Annotated in this window: 18 protein-coding genes; 12 read left to right on the forward strand and 6 right to left on the reverse strand. The window is 60.1% G+C overall.

The annotated features are described in order from the left end of the window. Positions 1–340 precede the first annotated feature (340 nt). Both H8F22_RS27475 and H8F22_RS27480 read right to left on the reverse strand, forming a co-directional pair. A complete protein-coding gene (locus H8F22_RS27475) occupies positions 341–1,834 on the reverse strand; it encodes a CoA-acylating methylmalonate-semialdehyde dehydrogenase (protein WP_194940928.1) in 1,494 nt (497 codons plus the stop codon). A 65-nt stretch (positions 1,835–1,899) separates the two neighbouring features. Next, positions 1,900–3,249 (reverse strand): aspartate aminotransferase family protein, encoded by a 1,350-nt coding sequence (locus H8F22_RS27480; RefSeq protein ID WP_027921835.1) that lies wholly within the window; start codon positions 3,247–3,249, stop codon positions 1,900–1,902. Positions 3,250–3,372: 123 nt separating this feature from the next. Here H8F22_RS27480 and H8F22_RS27485 point away from each other — a divergent pair, with 123 nt between their 5' ends. The 6 genes from H8F22_RS27485 to H8F22_RS27510 all read left to right on the forward strand — a co-directional run bounded on the left by H8F22_RS27485 (position 3,373) and on the right by H8F22_RS27510 (position 9,771). Continuing rightward, entirely contained in the window at positions 3,373–4,293 is a 921-nt protein-coding gene (locus H8F22_RS27485) for a LysR family transcriptional regulator (RefSeq protein ID WP_027921836.1), read from the forward strand. 99 nt (positions 4,294–4,392) lie between these two features. Further along, positions 4,393–5,043 carry a TetR/AcrR family transcriptional regulator gene (locus H8F22_RS27490; protein ID WP_027921837.1) on the forward strand — a complete coding sequence of 217 codons (651 nt, stop codon included), beginning with the start codon at positions 4,393–4,395 and terminating at the stop codon, positions 5,041–5,043. 7 nt (positions 5,044–5,050) lie between these two features. Beyond that, a complete protein-coding gene (locus H8F22_RS27495) occupies positions 5,051–5,632 on the forward strand; it encodes an IMPACT family protein (RefSeq protein WP_027921838.1) in 582 nt (193 codons plus the stop codon). A 532-nt stretch (positions 5,633–6,164) separates the two neighbouring features. Then, positions 6,165–7,730, forward strand: coding sequence for an ABC transporter ATP-binding protein (locus H8F22_RS27500; RefSeq protein WP_194940929.1), 1,566 nt, complete (start codon positions 6,165–6,167; stop codon positions 7,728–7,730). Between the two features lie 11 nt (positions 7,731–7,741). After that, the gene (locus H8F22_RS27505; RefSeq protein ID WP_194940930.1) at positions 7,742–8,845 is read left to right on the forward strand and encodes an ABC transporter permease; all 1,104 of its coding nucleotides are present in this window, start codon (positions 7,742–7,744) and stop codon (positions 8,843–8,845) included. After that, positions 8,845–9,771 carry an ABC transporter permease gene (locus H8F22_RS27510; protein WP_194940931.1) on the forward strand — a complete coding sequence of 309 codons (927 nt, stop codon included), beginning with the start codon at positions 8,845–8,847 and terminating at the stop codon, positions 9,769–9,771. Before H8F22_RS27505 ends, H8F22_RS27510 begins: the two co-directional genes overlap by 1 nt. A 36-nt stretch (positions 9,772–9,807) precedes the next feature. On the opposite strand, the gene H8F22_RS27515 is transcribed toward H8F22_RS27510, so the two are convergent. Further along, positions 9,808–10,248, reverse strand: coding sequence for a hypothetical protein (locus H8F22_RS27515; protein ID WP_027921842.1), 441 nt, complete (start codon positions 10,246–10,248; stop codon positions 9,808–9,810). Positions 10,249–10,332: 84 nt separating this feature from the next. On the opposite strand from H8F22_RS27515, the gene H8F22_RS27520 reads away from it, so the two are divergent. The 3 genes from H8F22_RS27520 to H8F22_RS27530 all read left to right on the forward strand — a co-directional run bounded on the left by H8F22_RS27520 (position 10,333) and on the right by H8F22_RS27530 (position 12,963). Continuing rightward, a complete protein-coding gene (locus H8F22_RS27520; protein ID WP_027921843.1) occupies positions 10,333–10,683 on the forward strand; it encodes a MerR family transcriptional regulator in 351 nt (116 codons plus the stop codon). A 25-nt stretch (positions 10,684–10,708) separates the two neighbouring features. Then, positions 10,709–11,395, forward strand: coding sequence for an SDR family oxidoreductase (locus H8F22_RS27525; protein ID WP_027921844.1), 687 nt, complete (start codon positions 10,709–10,711; stop codon positions 11,393–11,395). Positions 11,396–11,604: 209 nt separating this feature from the next. Beyond that, on the forward strand, positions 11,605–12,963 hold the full coding sequence (locus tag H8F22_RS27530; RefSeq protein ID WP_059181681.1) for an 8-oxoguanine deaminase: 1,359 nt from the start codon (positions 11,605–11,607) through the stop codon (positions 12,961–12,963). Between the two features lie 126 nt (positions 12,964–13,089). Here H8F22_RS27530 and H8F22_RS27535 read toward each other — a convergent pair whose 3' ends face one another. Beyond that, complete coding sequence (locus H8F22_RS27535; protein ID WP_027921846.1) at positions 13,090–14,178, reverse strand: calcium:proton antiporter; 1,089 nt, start codon at positions 14,176–14,178, stop codon at positions 13,090–13,092. Positions 14,179–14,476: 298 nt separating this feature from the next. Here H8F22_RS27535 and H8F22_RS27540 point away from each other — a divergent pair, with 298 nt between their 5' ends. The 3 genes from H8F22_RS27540 to H8F22_RS27550 all read left to right on the forward strand — a co-directional run bounded on the left by H8F22_RS27540 (position 14,477) and on the right by H8F22_RS27550 (position 17,702). Next, positions 14,477–15,559, forward strand: a complete 1,083-nt coding sequence (locus H8F22_RS27540; protein WP_027921847.1) for a BMP family ABC transporter substrate-binding protein — start codon at positions 14,477–14,479, stop codon at positions 15,557–15,559. A gap of 141 nt (positions 15,560–15,700) precedes the next feature. Continuing rightward, on the forward strand, positions 15,701–16,666 hold the full coding sequence (locus H8F22_RS27545; protein ID WP_027921848.1) for a 2-oxoglutarate and iron-dependent oxygenase domain-containing protein: 966 nt from the start codon (positions 15,701–15,703) through the stop codon (positions 16,664–16,666). An 82-nt stretch (positions 16,667–16,748) separates the two neighbouring features. Beyond that, entirely contained in the window at positions 16,749–17,702 is a 954-nt protein-coding gene (locus H8F22_RS27550) for an adenosine deaminase (RefSeq protein ID WP_027921849.1), read from the forward strand. A 117-nt stretch (positions 17,703–17,819) separates the two neighbouring features. On the opposite strand, the gene H8F22_RS27555 is transcribed toward H8F22_RS27550, so the two are convergent. Then, entirely contained in the window at positions 17,820–19,202 is a 1,383-nt protein-coding gene (locus H8F22_RS27555) for an MFS transporter (protein WP_194940932.1), read from the reverse strand. 137 nt (positions 19,203–19,339) lie between these two features. Next, positions 19,340–20,074: an ArsR/SmtB family transcription factor gene (locus H8F22_RS27560; RefSeq protein WP_027921851.1), complete on the reverse strand. Its 735-nt coding sequence runs from the start codon at positions 20,072–20,074 to the stop codon at positions 19,340–19,342. Positions 20,075–20,272 lie beyond the last annotated feature (198 nt).

A 20,272-nucleotide genomic window follows, 5' to 3' on the forward strand; every position in this document is an offset into this window, starting at 1 on the left:
AAGTTTTCAAAGTTTCGCTTGGAAATCTCTAACAACTTCAACCACTTGCGCTTCCGATCACTCGGTAGCGGGAGGCGAATTCTACAGCGTTACACGCTGCTGTCAACACCTCTTTTTCAACTCCTTTTGCGCTTCGATGACCTGAAGCCGCCTGCTGCCGAAAACTGCGTAACTCTTTGTTTACCAAGGAGTTTTTCGTTTCGACTGCGCCGGAAGTGGGGCGAATTATAGACATCCAGAATCTGCCGTCAACCTTTAATTTCACAATTCTGTCATATAAGGCAAAAAGGCCCGGAAACACAAAGGCCGGCCCCAAGGGGCCGGCCTTCTTCCCTTCTACTTACAAGCTAGGGAACGCAAATTGCGACGCCTCATGGCTCGCACGTTGCGGCCAGCGCTGGGTGATGGCTTTGCGACGGGTGTAGAAACGCACACCGTCCGGACCATACGCATGCAGGTCGCCAAACAGCGAACGCTTCCAGCCACCGAAGCTGTGGTAAGCCACCGGCACCGGCAACGGTACGTTAACGCCGACCATGCCCACTTCGATCTCATCGCAGAACAACCGCGCCGCTTCACCGTCACGGGTAAAGATGCAGGTGCCGTTGCCATACTCGTGATCGTTGATCAGCTGCATCGCCTCTTCCAGGCTGTCGACCCGAACAACGCACAGCACTGGCCCGAAGATTTCTTCTTTATAGATGCGCATCTCAGGCGTGACGTTATCGAACAGGCAGCCACCCAGGAAGAAACCTTCCTCATGACCGGCCACGCTCAAGCCACGACCGTCGACCACCAGGGTCGCGCCGGAAGAAACGCCGTCTTCGACATAACCGCTGACCTTGTCGCGTGCCTGACCGGTGACCAGTGGCCCCATGTCCAGACCACACGTAGTCCCCGCGCCGATTTTCAGCGCCTTGATCTGCGGCACCAGTTTTTCCACCAGCGCATCCGCCACCTGGTCACCGACGCACACTGCCACCGAGATCGCCATGCAACGCTCGCCGCAAGAACCGTAGGCAGCGCCCATCAACGCGCTGACCGCGTTATCCAGGTCCGCATCCGGCATCAGCACCGCATGGTTCTTCGCGCCGCCCAGTGCCTGAACGCGTTTGCCGCGCTTGGTGCCTTCGGCGTAGATGTATTCGGCAATCGGCGTCGAACCGACAAAACTCAGCGCTTTGACTTCCGGCGCTTCGATCAGCGCGTCCACCGCCGCCTTGTCACCGTGCACGACGTTCAGCACGCCTTTAGGCAGACCGGCTTCCAGCAACAGTTGAGCGATCAACAGCGTGGAGCTCGGATCGCGCTCGGACGGCTTGAGGATAAAGCAGTTGCCGCAGACGATGGCCAGCGGATACATCCACAGCGGCACCATCGCCGGGAAGTTGAACGGGGTAATACCAGCCACCACGCCCAACGGCTGGAAGTCCGACCAGGCATCAATGTTCGGGCCGACGTTACGACTGTATTCACCCTTGAGGATTTCCGGCGCAGCGCACGCGAACTCGACGTTCTCGATACCGCGCTTCAATTCGCCGGCCGCATCTTCCAGGGTCTTGCCGTGCTCTTCGCTGATCAGCTGAGCAATGCGTGCTTCGTTCTGTTCCAGCAGTTGCTTGAAGCGAAACATCACCTGGGCACGTTTGGCTGCCGGCGTGTTGCGCCAGGCCGGGAATGCAGCCTTGGCCGAGTCGATGGCTTTTTGAATGGTTTCACGGCTGGCCAATGGCAGCTTGTGGATCGCCTGGCCGGTAGACGGGTTGAACACGTCGGCCGTGCGACCGTCTTCGGTCACCAGTTCGCCATTGATCAAATGCGGGATAAGGCTCATGTAACGCTCCTGAAAAGTTGTCCACAGGCGCCCCGTATAAGGACGCCTCTATATAGAAGAGAAAATCAGTCGATCTTGTTCAGCACTTCGCCGACCGCGTCGAACAGACGATCAAGGTCTTGCGGCTTGCTGTTGAAGGTTGGGCCGAACTGCAGGGTGTCGCCGCCGAAGCGCACATAGAACCCGGCTTTCCACAGCGCCATACCCGCTTCGAATGGACGCACGATCGCGTCGCCATCACGCGGCGCGATCTGAATCGCACCGGCCAGGCCGAAGTTACGAATGTCGATGATGTTCTTCGAACCTTTCAAACCGTGCAGCGCATTTTCGAAATGCGGTGCCACCTCGGCCACGCTCTGCACCAGGTTTTCCTTTTGCAGCAGATCGAGTGCTGCCAGGCCAGCAGCGCAAGCCACCGGGTGCGCGGAGTAGGTGTAGCCGTGCGGGAATTCAACCGCGTACTCAGGCGTCGCCTGGTTCATGAAGGTCTGGTAGATCTCGGAGCTGGCAATCACCGCGCCCATCGGGATTGCGCCGTTTGTGACTTGCTTGGCGATGCACATCAGGTCCGGGGTCACGCCAAAGGTATCGGCACCGAACATTTTGCCGGTACGGCCGAAACCGGTGATCACTTCGTCGAACACCAGCAGGATGTTGTGCTGATCGCAGATCTCGCGCAGACGCTTGAGGTAACCCTGTGGCGGAACCAGTACGCCAGCAGAACCGGCCATCGGCTCAACGAATACCGCGGCGATGTTTGACGCGTCGTGCAGCTCGATCAACTTCAGCAGCTCATCGGCCAAAGCAATACCACCCAGCTCCGGCATGCCACGGGAGTAGGCATTGCTCGCCAGCAGCGTGTGCGGCAGGTGATCGACGTCCATCATCGCCTGACCGAACATTTTGCGGTTGCCGTTCACACCGCCGAGGCTGGTGCCGGCGATGTTCACGCCGTGGTAACCGCGAGCACGGCCGATCATTTTGGTTTTGGTCGCCTGACCTTTCAGACGCCAGTAAGCGCGGACCATTTTCACTGCGGTATCCGCACACTCGGAACCCGAGTCGGTGAAAAACACGTGATTCAGGTTGCCCGGGGTCAGGTCGGTGATTTTCTCGGCCAGTTGGAACGATAGCGGATGGCCATACTGGAAGCCTGGCGAGTAGTCGAGCGTGCCCAATTGCTTGGCGACCGCTTCCTGGATTTCCTTGCGGGTGTGCCCGGCGCCGCAGGTCCACAGACCGGACAGCGAGTCATAGACTTTGCGGCCCTTGTCGTCGGTCAGCCAGCTGCCTTGCGCCGCCACGATCAGACGCGGGTCGCGCTGGAAGTTACGGTTGGCGGTATAGGGCATCCAGTGAGCATCAAGCTTGAGCTGGCTGGCCAGGGAAGACGGGGCGTTTTCAGGCAAGTTCATGGGCAAAACCTCGCAGGCAATAAGCGGCATAGAGATCAAAAGCGTTCTTGCAGCTAAATTGCCACGGGGATAAAGTCTGTGAAATCCAACTCTTCTAACGTTCAGTCAGGCCGCTACTAAACTATGAGCACGCGTCGTCCCGATCCACTGGCGCAAGTCAGCGACTTTGATATCCGCTTGTTGCGGATCTTTCGCAGCGTGGTCGAGTGCGGCGGCTTCTCGGCGGCGGAAAGCGTGCTGGGGATCGGTCGCTCGGCCATCAGCCAGCAAATGAGCGATCTGGAACAACGCCTGGGCTTGCGGTTATGCCAACGCGGTCGCGCCGGATTTTCCCTGACCGAAGAAGGTCGCGAGGTGTACCAATCGGCCTTGCAGCTATTAAGTGCGCTGGAAAGTTTCCGCACCGAGGTCAATGGCCTGCACCAGCACTTGCGTGGCGAATTGACCATTGGCCTGACCGACAACCTGGTCACCCTCCCCCACATGCGCATCACCCACGCGTTGGCACAATTGAAGGAACGCGGCCCGGACGTGCAGATTCAGATCCGCATGATCGCGCCCAATGAAGTGGAGCAAGGTGTGCTCGATGGCCGCTTGCACGTCGGCGTCGTGCCGCAGGCCAGTGCGTTGTCGGGGCTGGAATATCAGCCGCTCTATAGCGAGCGCTCGCTGCTGTATTGCGCAGTCGGCCATCCGCTTTTTTACGTCGACGACAAACAACTCGACGATGACCGTCTCAACAGCCAGGACGCGATCGCGCCGACCTTCCGACTGCCAGCGGAGATCCAGGCCCATTACCAGGCACTCAACTGCACCGCCAGTGCTTCGGATCGTGAGGGCATGGCGTTCCTGATCCTCACTGGGCGCTACATCGGCTACCTGCCGGATCATTACGCCAGCCTCTGGGTGCAACAAGGTCGCTTGCGTGCGCTGAAACCGAAGGCGCGTTTCTATGACCTGAGCCTTGCATCGGTCACGCGCAAGGGCCGTCGCCCGCATCTGGTACTGGAGAGTTTCCTGGAAAGCCTTGCTGCGACGCGCTGAACAACCGAAGAATCCTGTGACCCGGGACTTGTCTGAAGCCCGTGGGTGCGCTATCAACGCACTGGTTGCACCCACCTACCTGTCTGTCTGGAAGTGCCTATGACCTTTGAAGTCCCAGCTCACGGCGGTAAACCTGCCAGCCGCATTCGTCAGAAGAACGAAGAGACCATCATCAAAGCCGCCGAAGACGAGTTCGCCCGTCACGGGTTCAAAGGCACCAGCATGAACACCATTGCCCAGAATGCCGGGTTGCCCAAGGCGAACCTGCATTACTACTTCACCAACAAACTCGGTTTGTACGTGGCGGTGCTGAGCAACATCATCGAGTTGTGGGACAGCACCTTCAACACATTGACTGCGGAGGATGATCCGGCCGAGGCATTAACCCGCTACATCCGCGCCAAGATGGAATTTTCCCGGCGCCAGCCACAAGCGTCACGAGTCTTCGCCATGGAAGTGATCAGCGGCGGCGAATGCCTGACCGAGTATTTCAACCAGGACTACCGCGCCTGGTTCCAGGGCCGGGCCGCGGTGTTCCAGGCGTGGATCGACGCCGGCAAAATGGACCCGGTCGATCCGGTCAACCTGATCTTCCTGTTGTGGGGCAGCACTCAGCATTACGCCGACTTCGCGACCCAGATCTGCCGAGTCACTGGGCGTACCAAGCTGACCAAGCAAGACATGGAAGAAGCCGGCAATAACCTGATCCGCATCATTCTAAAAGGCTGCGGCCTGACCCCGTCTAATTAAGATACCTATGCCTTTTACCCTCAGCGGTTTTTGCGAATACCGCGAAGAGATTCGCAAAAGCCGCTTCATCACCTTCGCTGCGCCGATCTCAAGCCCGGCTGACGCCCAGGCGTTCCTCGAACAGCACAGCGACCTTAATGCTTCGCACAATTGCTGGGCATGGAAACTCGGCGACCAGTACCGCAGCAACGACGATGGCGAGCCCGGCGGCACCGCAGGCCGACCGATTCTGGCGGCGATCGAAGCACAGGACTGCGACCAGGTCGCGGTGTTGGTGATTCGTTGGTACGGCGGCATTCAATTGGGCACCGGCGGCCTCGCCCGGGCGTATGGCGGCGGTGCTAACAAATGCCTGCAAGCGGCGCCCAAGGTTGAGCTGATCAGCCGAGTGCCCGTCAGTTGCGCCTGTGCCTTCAGTGAATTGGCGCTGGTGAAACTTCGCGTGACGGAACTGGGCGGGCTGATCGTGGAAGAAACGTTCACCGCTAACGGCGTCGAACTGCAATTGGCGATGGGAAAAGCACAGATCCCTGCCCTGCAAACACAACTGGCGGACTTGAGTCGCGGACGCATTGTGTTGCAGCACTGAACGCACCAACAACGTTCACCCTTATTCCGCCGACGTCGGGATTTTGCCCACATCTACTGTGCACCCGGCTGTGGATAACCTGAGCACATGTGCCTGTAACCCTTCTGTCATGCGGGTTTGCGGGCTTTGTTCATTTTTCGTCCAATTTCCCACCACCAACGTTAAATTCACGTAAAAACAAACAGTTAGCGCGGGTTATCACCTTTAGAAGATAGCCGCACGGTACTTATGCCCGACGTTTGAGCTTGCGCACAAATACTGTGGAGCAATCTGTGGATAACCCGTTCATGGTCGTCGCGGCCCCATGTCCGGCATGGCTTGCGGGCTACTGTTCATTTTTTAACCAATCCCCTGCGAACAAAACTGGAGCCTGATCAACAGCTTCGCCCTCAAGTGGTGCCTGGCCCGGCGTCGATGGATCGCAATGCACTGACCCTGAGGCCTGTGCTTGCGCGGATTTTCAGCTTTCCTGACCCAATGGCCAGGAAATTGCTTTATCCACAAGCATCACGCCCATCGACCCGAGTCAGTCATGCCCAACCCCGTGCCGATCCCCGATCAAACACCCCGCCTGCAATTGCGCCACATCAGCAAACGCTACCCCGGATGCCTGGCCAACGACGCCATCGACCTGACCATTGCGCCTGGCGAAATCCATGCCTTGCTTGGGGAAAACGGTGCTGGCAAAAGCACGTTAATGAAGATCATCTACGGCGTCACCCAGGCCGATTCCGGGGAAATGATCTGGCAAGGACAACGCGTGAACATACGCAATCCTTCCCAGGCCCGTGGTCTTGGGATCGGCATGGTGTTCCAGCATTTCTCGCTGTTTGAGACATTGAGCGTGGCGCAGAACATTGCCCTGGCGATGGGCGCAGCGGCCGGCACACCAAAACAGTTGGAACCGAAGATTCGTGAAGTGTCCCGCCGTTATGGCATGGCGCTGGAGCCCGAGCGACTTGTCCACAGCCTGTCGATTGGCGAGCGGCAACGGGTGGAAATCATTCGGTGCCTGATGCAAGACATCCGCCTGTTGATCCTCGATGAACCGACCTCGGTCCTGACCCCGCAAGAAGCCGAAGAACTGTTCATCACCTTGCGCCGACTCGCGGCCGAGGGCTGCAGCATTCTGTTTATCAGCCACAAGCTCGGTGAAGTCCGGGCGCTGTGCCACAGCGCCACCGTGTTGCGCGGCGGTCGAGTGGCCGGGCATTGCGTACCCGCCGAGTGCTCGGACCGGCAACTGGCGCGGCTGATGGTCGGCGAAGTCGCCGAGACAATTACGGACTATCCGAAGGTGGTAGGCGGCGGGGTGTTTCTCAGCGTCAGTCAGTTGTCCTGGCTCAATCCCGATCCGTTCGGCTGCTCGCTGAAGGATGTAGATCTTGAAGTGCAAAGGGGTGAAATCGTCGGCATCGCCGGTGTTGCGGGTAATGGTCAGGATGAATTGCTGGCGTTACTCAGCGGCGAAGAACGGCTGACCCGAAACAACGGCGCAACGATCCGTTTCGCCGGGCAAGCGGTCGCCCACCTGCGACCCGATGCACGACGCGAACTCGGCCAGGCCTTCGTCCCCGCGGAACGACTGGGTCACGGCGCCGTGCCGGAATTGAGCCTCGCCGACAACGCGTTGCTCACGGCGTTTCAACAAGGACTGGTCAGCAACGGCTTGATCCAGCGTCGCAAGGTCGACGCGTTGGCCGAAGAGATCATCCGTCGCTTCGGGGTCAAGACACCCGATGCCCAGACACCGGCCCGCAGCCTGTCCGGCGGCAACTTGCAGAAATTCATCCTCGGCCGGGAAATCCTCCAGCAACCCAGACTGCTGATCGCCGCACACCCGACCTGGGGCGTGGACGTCGGCGCCGCCGCGACCATTCACCGTGCGCTGATTGCCTTGCGCGATGCCGGCGCGGCGATCCTGGTGATCTCCGAAGACCTCGACGAATTGTTCCAGATCAGCGACCGCCTCGGCGCGTTGTGCGGCGGTCGCCTGTCGCCACTGAAAGCGACCGTCGACACATGCTTGATTGACGTCGGCGGCTGGATGGCCGGCCAGTTCGACGCCCCTCACTCACCTGCACCCGCATCGGCTTAACGGAGTTTTCCATGCTGCTTTCTCTCGAATCCCGTGGCCAGCAATCACGCCTGATGCTCTGGTGCTCGCCGTTGCTCGCGGCGGCCCTGACGCTGGGCTGTGGCTCATTACTGTTTATCGCGCTAGGCCACGATCCGTTGCTGACCTTGCACACCTTGTTGATCGCACCGATCAGCGACGGGTATGGCGTCTCGGAACTGTTGGTCAAAGCGTTGCCGATTTTGCTCTGTGCATTGGGGCTGGCCGTGGCCTATCAGGCGCGCATCTGGAACATCGGCGCCGAAGGTCAATTGCTGCTCGGCGCGTTGGCCGGCAGTGCCTTGGCGGTGAACATCATCGACCTGCAAAGTCGCTGGGCAATGGTGTTGATTCTGCTGGTCGGCACCCTGGCCGGCGCGGCGTGGGCCGGACTGACCGCGTGGTTGCGCACGCGCTTCAACGCCAACGAAATCCTCACCAGCATCATGCTCAATTACATCGCCCTGAACCTGCTGCTGTTTTGTGTGCATGGGCCGTTGAAGGACCCGGCCGGGTTCAATTTTCCGGAGTCGGCGATGTTCAGTGACTTCAGCCGATTGCCATTGCTGATGGAGGATGGCCGGGTTCACGCCGGGGTGTATTTCGCCTTGCTGGCGTTGGTTGCGGTGTGGGTGTTGTTGCAGAAAAGCTTTATCGGTTTCCAGATCAAAGTGCTCGGGCTGGACAAGCGCGCGGCGGGTTTCGTCGGGTTTCGCGAGAAGCGTCTGATCTGGCTGGCGCTGTTGATCAGCGGTGGTTTGGCGGGGCTGGCCGGCGTGTGTGAGGTGACCGGGCCGATCGGCCAATTGGTGCCGCAGGTCTCGCCGGGCTATGGCTACGCGGCGATCACGGTGGCGTTTCTCGGGCGACTCAATCCCGTCGGCATTCTGTTTTCCAGCCTGCTGATGGCGCTGCTGTACATCGGCGGCGAGAGCGCGCAGATGAGCATGAACCTGCCGCAAGCCATCACCCAATTGTTCCAGGGAATGATGCTGTTTTTCCTGCTGGCCAGCGACGTGCTGATTCTCTACCGACCACGCTTGAACGTGCGCTGGGCCCGTCGCGCACCAGCCACCGTACCTGCAGGAGCGCTGTGATGGATATCGATCTGCTGAGCAATATTTTCTACGCGATGGTCCGTTGCGGCACGCCGTTGCTGTTGGTGGCGTTGGGTGAATTGATCTGCGAGAAGAGCGGCGTGCTCAACCTCGGTCAGGAAGGGATGATGCTGTTTGGTGCGGTGATCGGTTTTATTGTCGCGCTGAGCAGCGGCAATCTCTGGCTCGGCGTGCTGTTGGCGATGCTCGCCGGAATGCTGTTGTCGTCGCTGTTTGCCTTGGTGGCGCTGGTGTTCAACGCCAATCAAGTGGCCACCGGGTTGGCGCTGACCATCTTCGGCGTGGGCCTGTCGACGTTTGTCGGGGCGGCGTGGGTCGGCAAACCGCTGGCCGGATTTGAGCCGGTGGCGATCCCGTACTTGAGCGAGATCCCGCTGATCGGGCGGATGCTGTTTGCGCAGGATCTGTTGGTGTACCTGTCATTCGCATTGTTTGCATTGGTGGCGTGGGTGATTTTGAAAAGCCGCGTCGGGTTGATCATTCAAGCGGTTGGGGAAAACCCGGACGCCGCCAGTGCGATGGGCTTGCCGGTGTTGGGTGTGCGCACGCTGGCGGTGTTGTTTGGCGGTGCGATGGCCGGGTTGGCCGGGGCGTATCTGTCCCTGGCGTACACGCCGATGTGGGCGGAAAACATGAGCGCCGGGAGAGGCTGGATTGCGCTGGCGCTGGTGGTGTTTGCCAGTTGGCGGGTGTGGCGCTTGCTGCTGGGCGCGTACCTGTTCGGGCTCGCCAGCATCCTGCATTTGGTGGCGCAGGGGTTGGGGCTGGCGATTCCGTCGAGCCTGCTGGCGATGCTGCCGTATGTCGCGACGATTGTGGTGTTGGTGTTGTTGTCGCGGGATGCCGTGCGGACAAGGTTGTATGCACCGGTGTCGTTGGGGCAGCCGTGGCAGAGTGGGCATTAGGGTTGAAGCCGGCCCCTTCGCGAGCAAGCTCGGCGCCTACAGGTTTGGCGCTGCGCCCGTAGGAGCATGGCTTGCCAGCGATGGCTGCCGAACTGGCAACACCTGAACCACGCCCCAAGCCAATTCAAAGACCAGGAAAACCACTAACAGCGAACTGGCCCCATGCAGCAAGGCATACAGCTGCCAAGCCGAAAACAGGAATCTTCCAACCGCGTCGTACCGCCCAAACACCTGCTGCGGATCCCGAATCCGCAGCACCGCCCAAACGCACACAATCGACCCCAACAGATTTGCCATCAGCATGTGCATCGGCTCAAACGCCGGTAGTGTTCCAGGCAAATCCAACGCCTGACTCAACCCCGTCAGTGCCCCATGCAAACCCGCAAAACTCCACGGCGTGACAAACGCCGCTGTCACGATCAAGTCATACCAGGCACTGCCCCGCACCACCCGGCGATATTGCGCTGAAGTCCACATCGGCCCTACTCCATATATATTCGAGGAGCAACAAGGCTAAAGCCTGGAGTATGCTCCAAGGTCAAGCCCTCTCGAGACGTCAACATGCGCATCGGTGAATTAGCCCAGGCCAGCGCCGTCAGCCGTGACACGCTACGGTTTTACGAGCAACGCGGATTGATCGCGGCGCAACGCAGCGCCAATGGTTATCGCGACTACCCGGCAGACATGGTGCAACTGGTGCAGTACATCAAGACCGCTCAAAGACTGGGTTTTACCCTCGGCGAAATCGGCAACAGCGTCGCGGCAATCCAGCAGTCGCCTGATCCAGACAGCGCCGTCACGCAATTGCTGCGAGACAAACTCAAACTGATCGAAACCCGGATGGATGAACTCGGCGCGTTGCGTCACGAGTTGCAACAACGGCTCGGGCAACGCTGTCCACTGAATCCGTGAACCTCTTTTTTCAAGGAAGCCACTCATGTCCAAGGCAAAAACCGCGCTCATCATCGGAGCCTCACGAGGCTTGGGCCTCGGCCTGGTGAAAACCCTGCTGGCCGACGGCTGGCAAGTCACCGCCACCGTGCGTAACCCGCAAAACGCCGACGCCCTGCGGGCCGTGGGCAACGTGCGGATCGAGAGACTCGACATGGACGATCAGTCGGCGGTGATCGCCCTCAGCCAACAGCTCAAGGGCGACGTGTTTGACCTGCTGTTCGTGAATGCCGGGGTCAAGGGCCCGGACGTTCAAACACCGGGCGGCGCGACGCTGGCCGAGGTTGGCCAGCTGTTTTTCACCAACGCCGTGGCCCCGATCAACCTGGCCCAACAATTCGTCGGGCAGATTCGCCCGGACAGCGGCGTGCTGGCGTTCATGAGTTCGGTGCTCGGCAGCGTGACCATGCCGGACGCACCGGAACTGGCGCTGTACAAGGCGAGCAAGGCTGCACTGAACTCGATGACCAACAGCTTTGTGACGCAATTGGGCGAGCACAAACTTACCGTGCTGTCGCTGCATCCGGGCTGGGTGAAAACCGACATGGGCGGTGAAGGTGCGGACATTGATGTGGAGACCAGCACCCGTGGGCTGGTTGATCAGGTAAATGCCTACACCGGCAAGGGCGGGCATCACTTCGTGAATTACCGAGGTGAAACCATTCCCTGGTAATCACCACACAATCCCCTGTGGGAGTGAGCTCGCTCCCACAGGGGATCATTCCAGACAAGGGATTTTTGTTGTCTGGTCGGGTCGGGCTTGCCCGGCGCTGCGTTTTGTCCGAAACTCCGCACCTCGCCCCCGCGGCGATCCTGGATCAGCAGACAGGGTAATCACTGAGCTGGCAACCCTGAACCCCACTTTCAGAGGAGCCGGCCAAAATGCCCGCATCCCGTACCTGGTTAAAAAATCCCCTCGCTATCTTCACTGCCAATGGCCTCGATGCCCGTGGCGGTCTGGTTGTGCAAGACGGTGTGATCGTTGAAGTGCTCGCCATCGGCCAGCAACCGTCCGCGCCCTGTGGACACGTTTTCGACGCCCGCGAGCATGTGATCCTGCCGGGGCTGATCAACACCCATCACCATTTCTATCAAACCCTGACCCGCGCCTGGGCGCCGGTGGTCAATCAGCCGTTGTTCCCGTGGCTGAAAACCCTGTACCCGGTCTGGGCTCGCCTCACCCCGGAAAAACTGGCCCTCGCCACTAAAGTCGCGCTGGCCGAGTTGCTGCTGTCTGGCTGCACCACTGCGGCCGATCACCATTACCTGTTTCCCGAAGGCCTGGAAAACGCGATCGACGTGCAAGTCGAAAGCGTCCGCGAACTGGGCATGCGCGCCATGCTCACCCGCGGTTCCATGAGCCTCGGCGAGAAGGACGGCGGCCTTCCACCGCAGCAGACCGTGCAGGAAGGCCAAGTGATCCTCGACGACAGTCAACGCTTGATCGCCGAGTACCACGAACGCGGCGACGGCGCGCAAATCCAGATCGCCCTGGCGCCATGTTCGCCGTTCTCGGTGACTCCGGAAATCATGTCCGCCAGTGCTGAACTGGCAAACAAACTCGACGTGCGCCTGCACACGCACCTGGCCGAAACCCTCGACGAAGAAGATTTCTGCCTGCAACGTTTCGGCCTGCGCACCGTGGATTATCTGGACAGTGTCGGCTGGCTCGGCCCGCGTACCTGGCTGGCCCACGGCATCCACTTCAACCCGGACGAAATCGCCCGCCTCGGCGCTGCCGGCACCGGTATCTGCCATTGCCCAAGCTCGAACATGCGCCTCGCTTCCGGCATCTGCCCGACGCTGGACCTGACAGCGGCGGGCGCGTTGCTCGGGCTGGGCGTGGACGGTTCGGCGTCCAACGATGCGTCGAACATGATGCTCGAAACCCGCCAGGCGCTGTACATCCAGCGCCTGCGTTATGGTGCGGAGAAGATCACGCCGGAACTGGTATTGGGCTGGGCGACCAAGGGTTCGGCGAGTCTGCTGGGGCGTACCGATATCGGTGAGCTGGCGGTTGGCAAGCAGGCGGATCTGGCGTTGTTCAAACTGGATGAACTGCGTTTCTCCGGCAGCCATGATCCGGTGTCGGCGTTACTGCTGTGCGGCGCAGATCGGGCGGATCGGGTGATGGTCGGTGGCAAGTGGCGAGTGATTGATGGGCAGGTTGAGGGGTTGGACCTCAAAGGATTGATTGCCGACCACAGCCAGGCCGCTCGCCAACTGATCGCCGGAACCTGATACAACACAAATCTAAAACTGTGGGAGTGAGCCTGCTCGCGATGACGGTGTGTCAGACGCTATCAGTGTCGACTGATACGCCGCTATCGCGAGCAGGCTCACTCCTAAAGGAGATTTGTGGTGGTTTCAGAGACCGAGCAGCGACAACATGATGAATGTCGCGAACAGCACAAAGTGGGTCATCCCTTCGATGGCGTTGGTTTCGCCATCGTTGAGGTTAATCGCACTGACGATCAACGTCAGGAAGATCATCACCGTCTGCACCGGCGTCATCGCCATCTGAAATGGCTGGCCGGTATACAGCGCCATCGCTTCCATCACCGGCACGGTCAGGATCACCGTCGATAGCGACGCCCCCATCGCGATGTTGACCACCGACTGCATCCGATTGGCCAACGCCGCGCGCAACGCCGTCAGAATCTCCGGTGCCGCCGAAATGGCCGCGACCAGAATCGCCGTAATCACCGGCGGAGCGCCCGTCCCTTCCAGCCCCAGATCGAGGGTCTTGGACATCACCTCGGCCAGTGCGCCGATCACCACCACACCAAACACCAACGTGCCGATACTCAGCGCCACATTGACCGGTTCGGCTTCTTCTTCCGGGACTTTGCGCCGGCGTTTTTCAGGGTAGCTGTAGCTGAAAAAGTAACTGTGCGGCCCGACCTGCATCCGCAGGAACAACGCATACAGCACGACCATGGCACCGATGGTGAAGCCCGAATAAATCTTCCAGTTGGCCGCGGGAATGAACTCCGGCACCACCATCGACACGCCCATGGCCGTGAGGATCATCACGCTGTAGCTGCGCGCCGAATCATCGTTGTAGGACTGCTCGCCGTGCTTGAGCCCGCCCATTAATGCGGCGAGGCCGAGGATGCCGTTAATGTCGAGCATGACGGCCGAGTAAATCGTGTCGCGCACCAGAGTGGACGAGGCTTCGTTGCTCATCATGATCGCCAGGATCACCACTTCCACCAGCACCGCCGCCAGCGTCAGGATCATCGTGCCGTAGGGGTCGCCAACTTTTTCCGCCAACAGCTCGGCGTGATGGGCGACGCGCATGGAGGCGGCGACGATGAACGCAATCAACACCAGCCCGGCGGCCAGCGCGACCGGTTGGCCGCTGTGGAGCATCCAGTGCTCCAGCGGGTACGCGACGACGGCGGCGAACATGGCCAGCAGCAGAAATGCTTCTTGCTTGAGGTGTGTGAACATTGCGGGCCTTTTTGCGCAGTGAAGCGAAAGCAGAGTGATGAGCTACTGACTGCGGTGAAGCGCTAACGTTTCGTTACACCTTAGCGCACCAGTGGATGGCAGCAGGTTCAGGGCGTGCACTTTTATCGGCCTCAAGAGCCGCATCGCGAGCAGGCTCACTCCTACATTGGAATGCGTTCCCCTATAGGAATGAGCCTGCTCGTGATGGCCTCGACACGGTCTCACGTCGTTTGTTGTCCTGTTGGTCAGCAATTTGCATTACCCCTTCCAACCACAAAACAAAATGGAGTTGGAATTCATGCATAAACGTCCGCTGAAGAAGCTGCTTTGCGCCGTCGCCGCGGCCATCGGTCTGAGCGCCAGCCTGACCGCCAGTGCCGCCGACCCGCTGAAAGTCGGCTTCGTCTATATCGGTCCGATCGGTGACCACGGCTGGACGTATCAGCATGAACAGGGACGCAAGGTGCTGGCTGAAAAATTCGGCTCGCAGATCACCACCAATTACGTGGAGAACGTCGCGGAAGGCGCCGACGCCGAGCGGGTAATCCGCAACATGGCCAAGGACAACTACGACCTGATCTTCACCACCTCCTTCGGCTACATGAACCCGACGCTCAAAGTCGCCAAACAATTTCCCAAGGTCACCTTCGAGCACGCCACCGGCTACAAGCAGGACAAGAACCTCGGCACCTACCTCGCGCGCACCTATGAAGGGCGCTACGTCGGCGGGTTCCTCGCGGCGAAGATGACCAAGACCAAGAAGATCGGCTATGTCGCCTCCTTCCCGATCCCGGAAGTGATCCGCGACATCAACGCCATTCAACTGGCCCTGAACAAGTACAACCCCGGCACCGAGATCAAAGTGGTGTGGGTCAACTCGTGGTTCGACCCAGGCAAGGAAGCCGACGCCGCCAACGCGCTGATCGACCAGGGCGTGGACGTGGTGTTCCAGCACACCGACAGCCCGGCGCCGATCCAGGCGGCTGAACGTCGCGGTGTGTATGCCGTCGGCTACGCTTCGGACATGGCGCACTTCGGGCCGAAAGCGGTGCTGACATCCATCGTCAACGACTGGGGTCCGCACTACATTCAGGCGACCCAAAGCGTGCTCGACCACGACTGGAAATCCCAGGATTACTGGGGTGGATTGAAGGAAGGCACTGTTGAACTGCCGATCAGTGACCTGGTGCCGGCACCGGTGAAAGCCGAAGCCGAGCAGATCATTGCCAACATCAAGAGCGGTGCGCTGCACCCGTTCACCGGGCCGATCAAGGATCAGGCCGGCGTAGAGAAAATTGCAGCGGGGGCGACGGCGAGCAATGCCCAGCTGGCGTCGATGAACTACTACGTTGAAGGCATGAAGGCCGAGATTCCGAAGTAATCCATTTCAGCCACACCACCGTACCTGAGGGAGCGAGCTTGCTCGCGATAGCGGACTATCAGTCAGCCTCATCGCGAGCAAGCTCGCTCCCACAGGGGTACTCCGGTGTTTTTCAGACTGCGTATTCCTCAGGACAATTGCATGAACCGTCTTCCTATCATCGACATCGCCCCGCTCTACAGCGATGACCAAAATGCGTGGACAGCCGTCGCTACCGAGATCGACCACGCCTGCCGCGAATGGGGTTTCTTCTACATCAAGGGCCACCCGATTTCCGCGCAACGCATCGCCGCCGTACTCGACCACGCCCAACACTTTTTCGCCCAACCCACTGCCGAAAAGCTGAAAATCGACATCACCCAAACCCGCCATCACCGCGGCTACGGCGCCATCGCCACCGAACAACTCGACCCGAGCAAGCCCAGCGACCTCAAGGAAACCTTCGACATGGGCCTGCACCTGCCGGCCGATCACCCCGAAGTCCTGGCGGAAAAACCTTTGCGCGGGCCTAACCGTCATCCGTTGCTGCCTGGGTGGGAAGCGCTGATGGAGCAACACTACGTCGACATGCAGGCCCTCGCCCAAACCCTGTTGCGTGCGATGACGCTGGCCCTGGGCATCGAGCGGGATTTTTTCGACAGCCGTTTCAACGATCCGGTCAGCGTGTTGCGAATGATCCATTACCCGCCCCGCCACACCGCCAGTTCCGCCGAACAACAAGGCGCCGGCGCTCACACCGATTACGGTTGCATCACCCTGCTCTATCAGGACGCCGCCGGTGGCTTGCAAGTGCGCAACGTGAAAGGCGAATGGATCGACGCGCCACCGATTGAGGGCACGTTCGTGGTCAACCTCGGCGACATGATGGCGCGCTGGAGCAACGACCGTTACCTGTCGACGCCGCATCGGGTGCTCAGCCCGTTGGGCGTGGACCGTTATTCGATGCCATTCTTCGCCGAGCCGCACCCCGACACACGCATCCAATGCCTGCCCGGTTGTCAGGATGACGTGCACCCGGCGAAATACCCGGCCACTACCTGCGCCGAATTCCTGCTCTCGCGTTTCGCCGATACCTACGCTTATCGACGGGAACCGGAAGCGGTGTGATCAACCGGCTGGTCAGGTTTTGCTAAATGTTTCTACGAGCATCTGTAGAATGCTCGCCATCTGCACCTGATGAGAAAAGACCATGTACGACTGGCTGAACGCCCTGCCCAAGGCAGAACTGCATTTGCACCTCGAAGGCTCGCTGGAGCCTGAGCTGCTGTTCGCCCTGGCCGAACGCAACAAGATCGCCCTGCCGTGGAGCGACGTCGACACCCTGCGCAAAGCGTACGCCTTCAACAACCTGCAAGAGTTTCTCGACCTGTATTACCAGGGCGCCGACGTGTTGCGCACCTCGCAGGATTTCTACGACCTGACCTGGGCGTACCTGTTGCGTTGCAAGGCGCAGAACGTGATTCACACCGAACCGTTCTTCGACCCGCAAACCCACACCGACCGGGGCGTACCGTTCGAAGTGGTGCTCAACGGCATCGCCGCTGCGCTCAAGGATGGCGAGCAGCAACTGGGCATCACCAGCGGTCTGATCCTGAGCTTCCTGCGCCACTTGAGCGAAGACGAGGCGCAGAAAACCCTCGATCAGGCGCTACCGTTCCGCGATGCGTTTGTCGCCGTGGGCCTGGACAGTTCCGAGAGGGGACACCCGCCGAGCAAGTTCCAGCGCGTGTTCGACCGTGCCCGTCACGAAGGCTTCCTGACCGTGGCCCACGCCGGTGAAGAAGGCCCGCCCGAGTACATCTGGGAAGCCCTCGACCTGCTGAAAATCCAGCGCATCGACCATGGCGTGCGCGCCATCGAAGACGAGCGCTTGATGCAGCGGATCATCGACGAGCAGATCCCGCTGACCGTGTGCCCGTTGTCCAACACCAAGCTCAAGGTGTTCGATCACATGTCCCAGCACAACATTCTCGACATGCTCGAGCGTGGCGTGAAAGTGACGGTGAACTCCGATGACCCGGCGTACTTCGGCGGCTACGTGACCGAGAACTTCCACGCGCTGTACACCGACCTGGGCATGACCCAGGATCAGGCCAAGCGCCTGGCGCAGAACAGCCTGGATGCCCGGTTGGTAAAACCGTAAGGCTGCTGAAGATCACATGTGGGAGCGAGCTTGCTCGCGATGACGCCATCACACCCAACATCATTGTTGAATGTAAGGCCGCCATCGCGAGCAAGCTCACTCCCACAGGGATTGTGATTAATTGACGACCACTGCTTCCGTCAACTCCTCCAGCGTCTTCCCTCGCGTCTCCATCCCGAACACCCACACCACCCCCGCCGCAATCGCAAAACACATCGCCCCCAACGCGAAGACCCCGCCCTGCCCGGTCACCGGAAACACCAACCCCGTCACCAATGGACCGAGCAACGAGCCCACCCGGCCAATCGCCGAGGCAAACCCCGAGCCCGTAGCGCGTGCCGACGTGGGGTACAACTCCGGCGTGTAGGTGTAGAGCACCGCCCACATGCCGAACAGGAAGAACTGCATCAACAGCCCCGACGCGATCAACAGGCTGACATTGCCGCCAAACACTGCGCTTTGCCCGTAGAGAAACGCCATCACCCCGCCGCCGAGCAAGGTCACCACGCACACCGGCTTACGCCCCCAACGCTCCACCAGCCAGGCGGCCATGAGGAAACCGGGAATCCCGCCGAGGGAAATCAGCACCGTGTAATACACCGACTGGGTCACGGCAAAACCCGACTGCTGAAGCAAGGCACTGAGCCAGGACGTGAGGCCGTAGAAACCCAGCAAGGCAAAGAACCAGACGCTCCAGATCATCATCGTGCGCTGGCGATACTGCGGCGACCAGATCTGTTGCAACGCGGAAAAGAAGTTGCCTGGCGTAGTCGCCACGTGCGGCAGCCGAACCGGCTCAGGTAAGTCCCCACGTCCCAGCGACACACGCACACGCTCTTCGATGCGTCGCAGCACCGTGTCGGCCGCCGCATGATGCCCGGCCTGTTCCAGCCAGCGTGGCGACTCGGGAATGAAAAAGCGGATCGCCAGCACAAACACCGCTGGCACCGCCAGAACCAGGAAGATGTCCCGCCAGCCAATCACCGGCAACAGAAAATAGGACAGCACCCCGGCCGCGACAAAACCCAGTGGCCAGAAACCGTCCATCAACGCGATGTAGCGCCCACGCCGTTTGGCCGGGATCAGCTCGGACAACATCGACTGGGCAATCGGAAACTCCATGCCCATGCCGATGCCTAGGAGGATTCTGAACAAGGTCAGCGTTTCAACGCTCTGCGCCGTAGAACACAGGTAACTGGCGATGCCCCACAGCACGATGCTCCACTGGAACACCGGCTTGCGACCAAAGCGATCGGCCAGCATGCCCGACAGTGAGGCGCCCAGCACCATGCCGAAGAAACTCGAACTGGCCAGCAGCCCGGCCTGCGCCGAACTCAGGCCGAACTCGGTTTTGATCGAGCCGAGCAGAAAGGTCATCATTGCCAGGTCCATGGAGTCGAAGAAAAACGCCAGGGCAATGATGATGAAAATGATCCGGTGATAACCGCTGATGGGCAGACGTTCCAATCGTTCTGCCGCGCTGAAGCCACGTGTTTCCATGCCACATCCCCCCTCATCCGAAAGTCCCTGGATCGAGTGTGCGCGATAGTGTCTGGCGGCTATTGCTGGATGCGACCTGTCCACAGCTCTGAACGACGCCTGAACACGATGCCGGCAGACGTCGACATCAGGACGCTCTAAAGTGCCATTTCCAGTTCGGTTTCCTTGGCGAAACGATGGATTTCACGCTGCCCCGCAGCGGTGATCTGCAAGGCGCGGGACTCGTTGGGCAGGCTCAACCAGCCCGATTGCATGAACAGCTGCAACAACGCCGCCCCCAGTGAACCGCCCATGTGCGGGCGTCTTTCGCTCCAGTCCGGGCAGGCGCAGGCCACTCGACTGTTGCGATGGGCCAGCGCCTGGATGAACACGCCGCGTGTCGCCAGTTGCGTCGAGCCTTTATGGGTAATCATGACCCGCTGATCGATCTGTTCGATCCAGCCTGCATCCAGCAATCGCTGGTAAAGGTCGGCGGCCAGGGTGCCGCCCAAATGGTCGTCGCACAGTCTCGCCCGCAGCAGTGAAGATGGCGCCGCCTGAGGTTTGGCGACGGGATTGGGACGCTTGAAAACATCCGGGACTTCCCGTGGCGTACTGGCCAGCGTGGCGCTGGCCAATGCCTCGATGGCCGCGCCGACTTCGGGGGCAGCCAGGCGGAAAAAACGCTTTCGCCCGCGAACGTCAACTTTCAACAGACCGCCTGCGGACAATCGCCCCAAGTGCGCGCTGGCCGAAGAGGGTGACAGGCCGGCCAACAACGCCAGCTCTTCGGTATGCCGCGCCGCGCCGTCCATCAAGGCCCACATCATTGCGCTGCGCTTTGGGTCAGCCAGTAACGTGGCGATCTGGCTGATGCAAGGTGCATGTTCCATGTATTCACTCCCTGTTGAATCGTTTCGTCTGCTGCTCAGAGACATCTTGACCAGTAATGTGTCGTCGGCCAAGACGCGGAAACCGCCATTAGCCGGGCAAAGTCCCCCGCTCACCCGAGCCATTTCTTCGCAGCCAGGGCAAAGGTCGGGTACTTGAACGGAGTGCCAGCCGACTGTAACGCGGACTCGCCATCGCGA

Source organism: Pseudomonas mucoides, from assembly GCF_015461845.1.
Classification (GTDB): Bacteria; Pseudomonadota; Gammaproteobacteria; order Pseudomonadales; family Pseudomonadaceae; genus Aquipseudomonas; species Aquipseudomonas mucoides.

Coding starts and splice junctions, on each gene's coding strand:
- H8F22_RS27475 (WP_194940928.1), bottom strand. CDS start 1,834: ATGAGCCTTATCCCGCATTTGATCAATGGCGAACTGGTGACCGAAGAC.
- H8F22_RS27480 (WP_027921835.1), bottom strand. CDS start 3,249: ATGAACTTGCCTGAAAACGCCCCGTCTTCCCTGGCCAGCCAGCTCAAG.
- H8F22_RS27485 (WP_027921836.1), top strand. CDS start 3,373: ATGAGCACGCGTCGTCCCGATCCACTGGCGCAAGTCAGCGACTTTGAT.
- H8F22_RS27490 (WP_027921837.1), top strand. CDS start 4,393: ATGACCTTTGAAGTCCCAGCTCACGGCGGTAAACCTGCCAGCCGCATT.
- H8F22_RS27495 (WP_027921838.1), top strand. CDS start 5,051: ATGCCTTTTACCCTCAGCGGTTTTTGCGAATACCGCGAAGAGATTCGC.
- H8F22_RS27500 (WP_194940929.1), top strand. CDS start 6,165: ATGCCCAACCCCGTGCCGATCCCCGATCAAACACCCCGCCTGCAATTG.
- H8F22_RS27505 (WP_194940930.1), top strand. CDS start 7,742: ATGCTGCTTTCTCTCGAATCCCGTGGCCAGCAATCACGCCTGATGCTC.
- H8F22_RS27510 (WP_194940931.1), top strand. CDS start 8,845: ATGGATATCGATCTGCTGAGCAATATTTTCTACGCGATGGTCCGTTGC.
- H8F22_RS27515 (WP_027921842.1), bottom strand. CDS start 10,248: ATGTGGACTTCAGCGCAATATCGCCGGGTGGTGCGGGGCAGTGCCTGG.
- H8F22_RS27520 (WP_027921843.1), top strand. CDS start 10,333: ATGCGCATCGGTGAATTAGCCCAGGCCAGCGCCGTCAGCCGTGACACG.
- H8F22_RS27525 (WP_027921844.1), top strand. CDS start 10,709: ATGTCCAAGGCAAAAACCGCGCTCATCATCGGAGCCTCACGAGGCTTG.
- H8F22_RS27530 (WP_059181681.1), top strand. CDS start 11,605: ATGCCCGCATCCCGTACCTGGTTAAAAAATCCCCTCGCTATCTTCACT.
- H8F22_RS27535 (WP_027921846.1), bottom strand. CDS start 14,178: ATGTTCACACACCTCAAGCAAGAAGCATTTCTGCTGCTGGCCATGTTC.
- H8F22_RS27540 (WP_027921847.1), top strand. CDS start 14,477: ATGCATAAACGTCCGCTGAAGAAGCTGCTTTGCGCCGTCGCCGCGGCC.
- H8F22_RS27545 (WP_027921848.1), top strand. CDS start 15,701: ATGAACCGTCTTCCTATCATCGACATCGCCCCGCTCTACAGCGATGAC.
- H8F22_RS27550 (WP_027921849.1), top strand. CDS start 16,749: ATGTACGACTGGCTGAACGCCCTGCCCAAGGCAGAACTGCATTTGCAC.
- H8F22_RS27555 (WP_194940932.1), bottom strand. CDS start 19,202: ATGGAAACACGTGGCTTCAGCGCGGCAGAACGATTGGAACGTCTGCCC.
- H8F22_RS27560 (WP_027921851.1), bottom strand. CDS start 20,074: ATGGAACATGCACCTTGCATCAGCCAGATCGCCACGTTACTGGCTGAC.